Below are 12,515 nucleotides of genomic sequence, written 5' to 3' on the forward strand. Positions count from 1 at the left end.
TATGAATAAAAACAAAATTATTTATCATTTTATTTCATTCAGTTTGCTATCAATTACAACTTCTGTAAATGCAGCGGATATAGCGGGTGCATTTGATAACTATCAAAGCCAGTCACAGCGTGAAGTTGAGTTATTAGAGCGAGAGCGTGAAAAAAATAATATTTCTCGTGAATTAAAAAGAGAAAAAGAGTTTCAAGAAAAACAACAGGAAACGGGAAGTGCTATTTTTTTAGAAGAGCTCGGTAAAAACAGCGAGCTGAAATTCCATATTACTAAAATAATTGTTGATAATGATAAAAAATATGAATTCTCACCCAAGAGAACGACCATTATTAATAAGTACATCAATACAAATATGGGCAAAAATGAAATATTAAAATTATTAGTAGAGCTAAATAATTTTTACATCGCGAAAGGTTACACCACAACCCAAGTGACGATAATTCCTGGCAATCTAAAAAATGGAACACTTCATTTTTCAGTATTATGGGGAAAATTAAACGCATTTAGTGTTAATGGTGATACGCCGAGCTGGAGAAATAAACAACGCTTATTTTCAGCTATGCCATTTTCGACAGAAAAACCAATTAATATTCAGGATGTTGATCAGGCTCTCGATAACTTGTTACGTGTTTCGCCAAAAGATGGATTAAAAATCACCCCGACCGTTAAAGATGGATATTCAAATATTGACCTTATCACGCAAGGTTTTTTTCCGCTTTCATTATCTTTAGGATTAAACAATTCGGGAACGCACGATTCAGGATGGGATCAGTATACGTTAAATATTATGGGTAAAAATCTGTTTGGTTTTAATGATACGATAAGCTTTTTCCAGGCATGGAATGATTTAGACGCTTCGCGTGACAGACAAAAATCGAAAAACTTAAGCTATTCTATGCCATTGGGTTATTGGCTATTTGATATAAACCATTATGAATCATATTACAAACGCAAAATCAAAGGTAATTTCGGTAGTTATTCCTCTGATGGGAATTCAAAAAGAACGAGCCTTAAGATTAGTCGCCTTATTTATCGCAATGCTACAGGTAAATTTTCCGGCTACGTAAAAACAGAAAGAAGAGAAAATTTAAACAAAATTGAAAATACGGTAATTAATGTTAGCAGTAAAAAATACGCTCAGTTCAATAGCGGTCTCAACTACACTGGACAGATATACGATGGCTGGTTATATATCGATGGCAATGTTACTTTCGGCATTCCGTGGTTTAGCGCAGCATGGAAGGACGATCCCGATCTCGCTGGCTTCGATCTCAACTACAAAAAATATAACGGAACACTTAACTGGTTTAAAGATATATACACCACGAAAAATGGCCGATTTGCTATTAATTATGCCATAAGCAGTGGATTTCAATTCTCTCCCGACATTTTGGTAAGTGATGCGCGATATAGCTTAGGTGATGAATATACCATAAGAGGATATAAAGATGACAATGTCATGGCAGAAAATGCCTCTTATATTTCTCAAACACTGAGCTTCCCTGTCAATATTTATAAATATTCACTGCGCTCAATTTCTCCTTTTGTTGGATTCGATATGGGTTTTGCCAAAAGGAACTGTGCTGTAAACAGTAACCAATGCAAACGTGACTATATGTCAGGCAGCGCCATAGGGGTTAATTTTTATAGCCAATTCGTTACTGCATCGTTAACAGCGGGATGGCCAGTCACTAAGCCAAAATCATTAAAAAATAACAACATCGATCACTACAACCTTTATTTTAGAGCTGGAATTAATTTTTAACAATACGGGAGTTTTCAAATGAAAAGTAAAAAAACAATTAAATACCAAAGCAGAAGATTTATGTTTAACCGCGTTTTTCTGAGCATTGCCAGTGCGCTATCTTTGCCCGTCGAAGCTGCTTTGATTGCCGATCCTAATCAAACAGGCGGGCCAACAATCAATACGACGATCAATGGTACACCGCAAATAAATATCGCTAATCCTAACAGCAATGAAATCTCACATAATAAATTCCATGAGTTTAATGTCGACAAAAATGGTGTTGTTTTTAACAACAGCATGGTCGATGGTGTCACTCAAATTGGTGGTTCTGTCTTAAAAAACCATCAATTACAAAACGAAGCTAAAGCTATTATTAGCGAAGTGACAGGTACAAACGGTACAAATTTAAACGGCGCTATGGAAGTATTTGGTCGTCGGGCTGACATTATTGTTGCAAACGAAAATGGCATTTCTGTTAATGGTGCAACCACGATCAATGCAAATAATCTTACGTTATCTACAGGTAAATTACTTGCTGATCCTGACGGTAACTTCCGCCTGGCTGTAGATAAGGGTGACATTCGTATTCATGGAGACGGTATTTCTACCGATAACCTGGGTTACTTTGATCTCATTAGTCGAACCGCAACACTTGATGGACAAATACGTGGTGATGCCGATATAAAAATTGTAACAGGCCAAAATGATTACGCATTAAAAGATCGCACTCACCAGGTTCGCAGCAATAGTGCAGCGGATAAACCCCATCTGGCGATCAATGCCAGCGAATTTGGTTCAATGTATGGTGGTCGTATTCAGCTCATCAGCACTGAATCCGGTGTGGGGTTAAACATAGCGGCAGTATAATTGCCAGCAGAGGTATTGAAATTTCTGCAGATGGCGATCTTACACTTGCTGCGTTAGGCAGCCAGCAAAACATTGCGTTGCGAGGCAATAATATTAAGGTAAGCCGCAATCAACATGGATCTGGTGGTATCGATGCTGCGCATGATTTAGTTATCAATGCCCTTTCACACCTTGACATCAATGCTGACGTTTTTTCACGTAACGGGCGCGTTGTTATTGACGCGGGAACCATGCTACAGAGTGCAGCAAGAATACTTTCTTTAACTGAAGGTACAACCGCAGTGCCTGCCATTCAAATCAATGTGCGTGGCGAGTATACATTAGCGGGAAATTTTTATGCAGTTGATCACAATGGTAGCACGATTGATAATGCAGAGATTGTTTTTGAAAATGGGGGCTTTGTCGTCAAAAAAAATGGCTTAACACTGGCAGATGCCTCCGTTCTCTCTGACACACAAATCTACAGTAATAATAATGAAACAGATATTAAAGCCAAAAATTTAAATAACAAAAAAGGAACTATTGACTCACGTAAAAACGTCAATCTGAAAGCCGACAATTTCAATAATGAAGGCTTTGTCTTGACTGACGGAACGTTAGTTATTGATATCAAGGATACTATCAATAACAAAGGATTAATTATTGCTAACGCAGATTTAGCGATTTCAGGATCAGCGTTGTCTAATCAGGGACGTCTGACGGCTGGTAAAGACATACGTATCGATCTTGGCTATCTTGATTCCCGTACGTTTTCCGGTAAAAATAATCGTGGCTTACTGGATAATAAAGGCATCATAAATGCAAATGATGCGATGACGGTTAAAGCGGGAAATATAGACAATGGTGGATTATTACTTGCTGAAAACAGTGCGGAAATTAACACCTCCGACCTGAGCAATACTGGTACAGTCCAGGCAAAAAAACCAAAATAACGAGCAATAAAACCATCAGCAATCAGGGTTTAATACATGGCATAGATGAACTTAAACTTGAAACTGCGTCCTTAAATAACAAAGAAAAAGGCCAAATTTTTACGGAGGGTGATCTTGATTTGTCTCAAATGAAAAATTTGAGTAATGAAAATGGAAGCATAGTGGCTAAAACTATTAACTTAAAAAACATTGATAAGGTCAGCAACAAAGGGAAAGACTCCATAATTTATGCCAAAGATGGCTCCGTCTCTGTTTCTCATGTTAAATCTTTAGAAAATATTGAGGGCGCAGTTATTTCATCTAGCGAGAACCTTTCGTTAGAAAATATCGACTCCATTAAAAATAATGGATCCCTTTATGCTACTCAATCACTGACGATTAATTCAGTCGCTCAATTACTCAATTATTTTGATGGACTAATTCAGGCTCTGGATGTCAACCTTGCCAATGCTAATTTAGATAATAGCGGTACAATTTTAGGTGCTGAAAACCTCTCTATTTCTAACGCAAAATCTGTTATCAACAAGGGCAATATTCATTCGGACATTAAAGTTCGTTTAGAAAACCTTGAAAAAATATTAAATGAATCTACCGGTAAAATCACGACAACGCGTGAAGTCAGCTTAGTTAATAATGAACACATTCACAACAAAGGTCAGATTGCTTCGAATCAATCATTAATCATTTCAGGCGCTAAAGATTTAATTAATGAAGGTCCTTTAGCTAATATTTACAGTCAAATGAATGTTGTTATTGATAAAGTAAACAATTTAGTTAACCAAGATAACGCTAGCCTGGCTGCGTTAGATAAATTAGTTATTACAAACATTCAATCGTTAACTAATTTAATGTCAGCTCTGATCATGGGTGCCAATGGCCTTATTGTTAACACTCAGCAGTTAACAAATAGTGATTCTGCAAGCATTCAAAACAATAGCGGCAGCGCCGACATCATTGCAAAATCCATTATCAATAAAGATAAAGCCCAAATCGCGTCTGGTGGTAAACTGACATTAACCAGCGATGATCTGAGCAACATGTCTAATGCTGTTATTTATGGTGAAAACCTTAACATCAAAACAGACGCATTAAAAAATGAATCTACAATTGCAACAGGTCAAACAGATGGCAATTCAATCAACGCTGCTAATCTTGATAACAACTGGGGAAAAATACTCAGTAATGGTAACCTCACTTTAGACACTGCTAGCTTAAAAAATCGCACAGGCATTATTTCTGCTGACTATGATTTAAATATCAATACCAAAGGTAATATTACGCTGGATGGCACGCAGGGAGGACTTTCTGCTGATCACCTCAAACTTAACACTGATGGTGATATTAGAGTATCAAAAAATATCGAAAATGCCGGATCGATTACATTATCATCAGATAAAGCCCTTTTTGTTAACAATGCCGCTGGCATACTTTCTACAAAAAATATCTATTTGCAAGCACAAGACATTATCATTGGATTCAAATCCATTTTAATTTCTATGGGCGATCTTTTCGCAACTGCCGAACGTACCATTGCTAACGACGGACAAGTTCTCAGCCATAATACAATAGCAATGGATGCTGGTAATTCCATAAACAATACCGGCAACATACGTGCGAAGAGTGATATTTATCTTGATACGCCCGTTTTGAAAAACATTAGTGCCTTTAAAGGTGGTTGGGATATTGGGCCACTCAATGTTGGCGTTGGTCATGTAGAATACTATAACGGTTTTGCAAATGTCCTTTATAATAAATTTAGCACCTATTATAAACTCCCTGAGCTGACCTCAGATATTATGCGCACTCGCCTGGCTGAAATATCCACATCAGGTAATCTATACATCAACCAACGTAAAGAAGAAAGTGATAACAAACCCCGTGCCCTTCATAACCAGGGCGGGCTTATCTCAGCTGCAAAAAATATTTATATGGATGGTGATGTTTATAATTCACCTTATTATGAAACGCTTTCATATTATGATTACATCAGGCTTTATAATGAAGATTCTTTTAAAATAACCTATTTCTGGAAGGTCATTGAAGAAGGAGCACGCAACGCCAATTTTTATACTATTGATTCTTACTTAAATTACATCTTCGGTAATGGAACACCCGATAAAACTCATTCCGAGCCGGGATGGTGGAACAGTAGCGAAGCGACTTCAAAAAAATCAAGCTTTTATGACAGTTTAAGAAATTCAGCTGATACATCGCCAGTCATGAACCAGCTTATGAATTCTCTTTTCGGTTCGGCATGGAAAAATACTTCATATAGTGTTATGCGTCAGAAATGGACTGATCTTAATGCTAATAATGGCCAGGCCTTAAAAGATAAGCGTTACTTTTTTGTGCCTCACGATAAAGGCGAAATTGTTGCTGGCGGAAACTTTATTCACACCAATGGTTCATTAAATAACGGCTTAGTCGGCAGTGAATATGAAGATGCAATGAAAATTAACGAAGGGAATAACACGACTAAGGTTGAAATCAATGGTATCGAAGTTGATACCATTGACAGTAGTTTTAACGTAAAAGTAAATGAAAAAGATTATGCTGAAATTGCTCAAAATGGTATTGGTTCATTGCCTTCTGTTGATGATTTAACTGAAAACACGCTTCTTTTTGAGAAAAAAGGTCTCCCTGATATTTCTGAGGTGAAAATTACTAAAGATAATCGCCAGGATGCGATAATTCCTTTGTATGAAACCCGTATTGAAATGATCAATCAAGAGGATTTCCACGGCTCCGATTATTTCTTTGAAAAAAATCGGCTACGAGCCTGAACGGCCACACTATGTTATTGGCGACAACTACTTTATCAATGAGCTTATACAAAAAAGCATCACTGAAAATTTAGGATCCTTCTATTTGATTAAACATGGTGTCGAAGGACCAGACCTTGTCACCATGTTAATGGATAATGCAGGCGAAGAAATCAGCCAAATGGAAGATGCTCCTGCGCCAGGCCAGGCTTTAACAGCGGAACAGCAAGCTTCTTTGAAACAGGATATTGTCTGGTTTGTCGAAGAAGACGTAGATGGCATCAAGGTTATGGTGCCACGCGTTTATCTTGCTCCTGAATCATTAAAAGAAGTCAAATCAGGCCAGGTTAATGGCACCAGTACTCTTCATGCTGGTAAACATTTTGTGAGTGATGCTACCGAAGTTAATAATATTAACGGTAATATTTCCTCCGGCGGTGATGTCCATATTACGGCTGAAGGGGATTTTAAAAATATCGGTGCTGGCACCAATGCAGGTATAAATTCTGGTGGTAAAGTCACCGTTGTTTCGGAAAAAGGAAATATCCTTAATTCTGGTGCAGCTATTGATGGCCAAGGTGATGTTACACTTTATGCTAAAGAGGGGGATGTGAATTTGGTTGCCAGTTCAGGTTTTGACAATAATGGTAATCAAGATATTGGAAAATATAAAGATGGCATCTCTTCTGAGCAAAAAATCACTATTTTTGGTGAAAACATCACTTCACATGGCGTCGACATTAAAGCATCTAACGGTGTCGATTTGGTGGCAACTGAAGGCTCAGTCAACCTCAACGAGGTTCATGAAGTTAAATCTGATTATAATAATACGATGGACAGCAAAAACTTCCTGAATTACAGGCAGGAAGTGACCAGTTCTGTTGATGCTAATTCTGTGACAACGAATATTGATGCAGGCTCTGGAGGCATGAATATTCAGGCTGAGAAAGATATTGTTATTGAAGGTGGTAAATTTTCTGCGAAAGAAGGTTCTTCTCTTGTTGCCGGTAATGATATCACTATCAAAACCTCACAGGATCACCATGCGAGTGAGTCTACCGTTGATCAAAAAGAGTTTGTTTTCGGTGCGCAAGGAAATGCCTTCGGTCATTCAGGCGAATTTGAACATAGCGGTTTAAATGGTAATAGTAGTTCAACATCTTCTGGTGAATATACGAGCACAGGCTCAGATTCAACGATTCATACCGGTGGTAAAAAACCAGGTGCTGCTTCAAGCGGCAGTGCAGGCTCGTTTGAAGTTGGCCTCAAAAAGCATAATGAGCATAACACATTAGAAACGACTACAAATACCAACGCTCAGTTTGATATGGGTGGAGATTTAACAATTAAATCAGGCGGTATCACGGATATTGGTGGAATGAACGCAAATGCTGACACCCTCGATATTATTGCCAAAGAGGTAACCAGTACTAAATATGAAGATACGGTTAAAGAAACTCATACTGTTAAAGACTCCTTTACCGGCGTAAAAGGTGAGGTACACAGCGGCCTGCTGGATGCAGCAAACAAAGCCGCCAATCTCGCTATTGACAGTGGCAATGGACAGTCACTCAATGCTGGAGCTACCGCAGCTCAAGTCGCCGGTGACATGTCGAATCTGATCTTCGGTGATACGGTTATTGGTGGCTCAGTATCTGCTGGTCACGAGCGGTCAACTAATCATTCAGAAAAATATTCAGCAAAAGAGAATATTAACAACATCAATGTTAATAACCTGAATATCAAGACCGAGGGTGATACGACTTTAAACGGTGTCAAAATTAATGTTCAAGAAAATACCAATCTTGACATCGGTGGCGACTTTGAAATTAACGCGGCGAAAACGACCAGCACTGAAATGACGTCCAACTCATCGCATAATGCCGGTATTTCAGTAGGTGGCGGTATTGGTGCAACTGGAGCCGGGGTCGGTGCGTCACTCGATTACAGTGGTAATCAAGGAGGCAGCACCACCAGCAGTACGAAGTATGATAACGCCTCTATTGACAGTAATAATTTGACATTAAAAACAGGCGGTGATGCCGCTCTTACCGGTGCCAACCTCAATGCAAATAATGCTGATGTTGATGTTGCCGGTGACCTGTCAATTACTTCCGTTCAAGACACACTTGAAAATCATGCCGATAAACAAAACTGGGGAGGCTCATTAGGTGCAAGTATCTCAAGCACTGGTGTTAAACCTGTTATTGAAGGTCATGGCGGTGGTGGCAGTGAATATCGCACAGAGCGTGTCACTGGCGAACAAAGCGGAATATCTACCTCCGGTGATCTTAATGTCAAAACCGGCGGTGATCTCAATCTAACCGGCGGTCATATCAAGTCGGATGAGAAAAAAGGCAGTGTAAATATTGGTGGAGATATTAACGCTATAACCTTAACTGACAGCGTTGAACAGGCTGGTTTATATGGCGGTGGTGGCGGTGGCTTTGGTAAAAAAGGTCTACCCACTGTTAATGGCTATGTCGATAAAGTTGAAGAAAAGCACTTTAAAGAAGATCAACATGCAACGATTGATGTTGGCGGTAGTATTACCGGTAATATCAAAGGGATCTCAATCAGGATGGTAATAATCTTTCTACCATTATTCAGGATGAGACTGTAGCCGAAAACAATATTTCCTTTACTCTCGGTGCAGTTGGCAAAGGCGGTAAGGGTGGTAAAGGCGATCAAATTGATGGCGGTCCAGCTGGAACTTATCATCCAAAACCGGACACCAGCAAACCGGGTATCGGCAAACCTGACACCGGCAAACCTGATACCGGTAAACCTGATACCGGTAAACCTGATACCGGCAAACCTGACACTGGTAAACCTGATACCGGTAAACCTGATACCGGCAAACCTGACACCGGCAAACCTGACACTGGTAAACCTGACACCGGCAAACCTGATACCGGCAAACCTGACACCGGCAAACCTGACACCGATAAACCTGATACCGGTAAACCTGACCTCAGCAAACCGGATATCAGCAAACCGGACACCGATAAAACAGACTCAGGCACACCGGACGCTGGTAAACCAGACTCTGACAAACCAGACTCTGGCAAACCAGACTCAGACAAACCGGACGCTGGCAAATCAGACTCAGGCACACCGGACTCGGGCAAACCGGACGCTGGTAAACCAGACTCGGGTAAACCAGAATCAGGCACACCGGACGCTGGTAAACCAGACTCTGGCAAACCAGACTCAGACAAACCGGACGCTGGTAAACCAGACTCAGGCACACCGGACTCGGGCAAACCGGACTCAGGCACACCGGACTCGGGCAAACCGGACGCTGGTAAACCAGACTCAGGCAAACCGGATGCGAGCAAGCCAGGCACTGACACGCCTGATTCCGGCAAACCAAAAACAAAATGGCCTACAGTGCAACCCAGCACCGGCTTTATTGGCAGCTCTGGCTCAGCGCAAGGTCTTCCCGGTGGCCAGACAGGCAAACCGCACGTTCGACCAGATTTCAATGGCAATATTGCCCGTCCAGGTGTTGTGAACGGTAACGGCGGAAGCACCAAGCCAGGAAATAACAATGGAGCCACTAAATGGCCAGAGGTCAAAACCAATACTGACTTTATTGGTGGTACTGGCTCATCTCAGCGCCTCCCTGGTGGACAGACCGGTAAGCCGCACGATCGTCCCGATTTCAACGGCAATAGCGCCCGACCGGACGGTGCGAAAGGTAACGATGGCGTCAACAGTGCAAACCAGAATGTCGGAGATAAAAATAGCGGAGGCACTCAATCGCCGGAGGTCAAAACTAACACTGACTTTATTGGCGGAACCGGATCACCAAGCCGTATCCCTGGTGGACAGACCGGTAAGCCGCACGATCGTCCCGATTTCAACGGCAATAGCGCCCGACCGGACGGTGCGAAAGGTAACGATGGCGTCAACAGTGCAAACCAGAATGCCGGAGATAAAAATAGCGGAGGCACTCAATCGCCGGAGGTCAAAACTAACACTGACTTTATTGGCGGAACCGGATCACCAAGCCGTATCCCTGGTGGACAGACCGGTAAACCGCACGATCGTCCCGATTTCAACGGCAATAGCGCCCGACCGGACGGTGCGAATGCTAACGATGGCGTCAACAGTGCAAACCAGAACGCCGGAGATAAAAATAGCGGAGGCACTCAATCGCCGGAGGTCAAAACTAACACTGACTTTATTGGCGGAACCGGATCACCAAGCCGTATCCCTGGTGGACAGACCGGTAAGCCTCACGATCGTCCCGATTTCAACGGCAATAGCGCCCGACCGGACGGTGCAAAAGGTAACGATGGCGTCAACGGTGCAAACCAGAACGCCGGGGATAAAAATAGCGGAGGCACTCAATCGCCGGAGGTCAAAACCAACACTGACTTTATTGGCGGAACCGGCTCACCGAGTCGCATCCCTGGTGGACAGACCGGTAAGCCGCACGATCGTCCCGATTTTAATGGCGATATAGCGCGTCCCGGTGCGCCAGACAAAACGGCAAACCTCAGTGCGCCCTACAGTCACAATGAATGGCGCTCTTTGTTGCCAGAAACCATTATCTTCAAATCAGATAAAAAAATGAGTTAATTTATTCGCTTTGTAAACAGACCGGCCATAAATTGACATGTTATGCCGTCAAAACGCCTGATACTGCATCAGGCGTTTTTTTATGTTGCGTTGATACCACACGGAAGCAGACTAACTGACTTCATTTATTTGATTCGTCAGCGGTTATTTCCCGGGCAGCTAATTAAATTTGGCAGCCAGGGCACCAGTAAAAAGGTCGCGATGATAAAACGCCCTTCTCTATCAGCGTTCCACAACGCCGACATTCCTTCCCCTGTCGGTGAAACACCTCAAAGCGAAATGCGGCCTCAGCGTGGTATTTCTTCATGGTTCCGCGCATACGGTAAGCGTGGCGAGGCACCGATAACAACGCCTCACTGAATGCTGTCAGCTGCTCTTCAGTTAACGATTGTGCCCGGTGCTGCGGCAACAGTTTCGCCAGCCACAGGATTTCAACCCGCAAATAATTTCCCAGCCCCGCCAGAAACGCCTGATCTAACAATAATCCACTGAACTGACGGCGACAGAAGCGCGGTGAAAGCAGCCGCTGCTTGACCTCTTCGACCGTGAGCGCAGCATTCAGTACATCCGGCCCGATGCGATTAAGAAAGGGATGCGTGGCTAACGTCTCAGCATTTAACAACTCAATATCGGAAGCACTGTAAAGCAAAATAGCCTGCTCCGCCGTCGTCAGCCTGACCCGGAGCTGACGCTTCGATTCAGGCTGAGTACCTGACGGCACAATGCGCCAGATACCGTAGAGTTGATTATGACTGTAGAGCGTCAGGCCATTGCTGAAGTGTGTCAGCAACGCCTTTCCCCGCGTTTCAATCGCATCAACTTGCTGACCGATCAAGGACGACTCATAGGTTTTCAGTTCAGGAAAAGCAAACCAGGCATCCGTTAACGGTTGGCCCACAATTGCTGCTTCAAGCTGATCCGCCACGCGGCGGATCTCCGGTCCTTCTGGCATCTCTCCGCCTCTTAGTGTGTCGCGCCGCCCACTGCTTTCACATCTTCTTTTGTTTCCAGCGTCACGCGCACAGCAATTTCCAGCGCCTGAATCACGCTCGCTAATGACATGCTGGGTGCACCAGGATGATGTGCCGCTTGTTCCGGCAGATAAGGGATGTGAATGAAGCCGCCACGCGCCGGATTGCCTTGCGTATGTAACCAATGCAACAGGCTATACATCACGCGGTTACAGGTAAAGGTTCCGGCAGTTTGCGAGACCGAGGCAGGAATGCCAGCCTCGCGAACCGCTGCAACAATCGCTTTGATCGGCAGCCGAGAGAAGTAAGCGGCTGGCCCGTCAGCCACAATCGCCTCGTCTATTGGCTGTTTGCCGGCGTTATCCGGAATGCGCGCATCATCAACATTAATACCAATACGCTCGACGGTAATATCGCTGCGCCCGCCCGCCTGTCCGACCGAGATAATCGCGTCAGGTTTGACTTCATCCAGCGCACGATACAGCACCTCCGATACCGTGCTAAACACTACCGGCAACTGGCGCGTTACGATAGTGGCGCCCGCAATCTGTTTACCTTCCAACGCCCGCACCGCTTCCCATGACGGATTGATATCTTCGCCGCCAAAAGGCTCAAAAGCGGTCATCAATACAGTTTTCATGTT

Annotated in this window: 9 protein-coding genes; 6 read left to right on the forward strand and 3 right to left on the reverse strand. The window is 43.0% G+C overall.

What is annotated here, in order from left to right:
• Position 1: 1 nt before the first annotated feature.
• The 5 genes from O3W44_RS07590 to O3W44_RS07610 all read left to right on the forward strand — a co-directional run bounded on the left by O3W44_RS07590 (position 2) and on the right by O3W44_RS07610 (position 8,934).
• A complete protein-coding gene (locus tag O3W44_RS07590) occupies positions 2-1,768 on the forward strand; it encodes a ShlB/FhaC/HecB family hemolysin secretion/activation protein (protein ID WP_269292590.1) in 1,767 nt (588 codons plus the stop codon).
• Positions 1,769-1,786: 18 nt separating this feature from the next.
• Positions 1,787-2,617 (forward strand): filamentous hemagglutinin N-terminal domain-containing protein, encoded by an 831-nt coding sequence (locus O3W44_RS07595; protein WP_269292591.1) that lies wholly within the window; start codon positions 1,787-1,789, stop codon positions 2,615-2,617.
• A 77-nt stretch (positions 2,618-2,694) separates the two neighbouring features.
• Entirely contained in the window at positions 2,695-3,549 is an 855-nt protein-coding gene (locus O3W44_RS07600; protein ID WP_269292592.1) for a hypothetical protein, read from the forward strand.
• Between the two features lie 161 nt (positions 3,550-3,710).
• Positions 3,711-6,332, forward strand: coding sequence for a hypothetical protein (locus O3W44_RS07605; protein ID WP_269292593.1), 2,622 nt, complete (start codon positions 3,711-3,713; stop codon positions 6,330-6,332).
• A complete protein-coding gene (locus O3W44_RS07610; protein ID WP_269292594.1) occupies positions 6,307-8,934 on the forward strand; it encodes a hemagglutinin repeat-containing protein in 2,628 nt (875 codons plus the stop codon). Before O3W44_RS07605 ends, O3W44_RS07610 begins: the two co-directional genes overlap by 26 nt.
• On the opposite strand, the gene O3W44_RS24950 is transcribed toward O3W44_RS07610, so the two are convergent.
• Complete coding sequence (locus O3W44_RS24950; protein ID WP_442954662.1) at positions 8,829-9,320, reverse strand: pentapeptide repeat-containing protein; 492 nt, start codon at positions 9,318-9,320, stop codon at positions 8,829-8,831. The genes O3W44_RS07610 and O3W44_RS24950 overlap by 106 nt on opposite strands.
• A 504-nt stretch (positions 9,321-9,824) precedes the next feature.
• On the opposite strand from O3W44_RS24950, the gene O3W44_RS07620 reads away from it, so the two are divergent.
• Complete coding sequence (locus tag O3W44_RS07620) at positions 9,825-10,901, forward strand: hypothetical protein (protein WP_269292596.1); 1,077 nt, start codon at positions 9,825-9,827, stop codon at positions 10,899-10,901.
• Positions 10,902-11,064: 163 nt separating this feature from the next.
• Here O3W44_RS07620 and nei read toward each other — a convergent pair whose 3' ends face one another.
• Together nei and pcp are read right to left on the reverse strand one after the other, a co-directional pair.
• Positions 11,065-11,853: an endonuclease VIII gene (nei, locus tag O3W44_RS07625; RefSeq protein ID WP_269292597.1), complete on the reverse strand. Its 789-nt coding sequence runs from the start codon at positions 11,851-11,853 to the stop codon at positions 11,065-11,067.
• A gap of 11 nt (positions 11,854-11,864) precedes the next feature.
• Positions 11,865-12,512: a pyroglutamyl-peptidase I gene (gene pcp / locus O3W44_RS07630; RefSeq protein WP_269292599.1), complete on the reverse strand. Its 648-nt coding sequence runs from the start codon at positions 12,510-12,512 to the stop codon at positions 11,865-11,867.
• Positions 12,513-12,515: the final 3 nt, after the last annotated feature.

The sequence above is a fragment of the Pantoea sp. LMR881 genome (assembly GCF_027157825.1).
In the GTDB taxonomy this organism is placed as follows: Bacteria; Pseudomonadota; Gammaproteobacteria; order Enterobacterales; family Enterobacteriaceae; genus Pantoea; species Pantoea haifensis.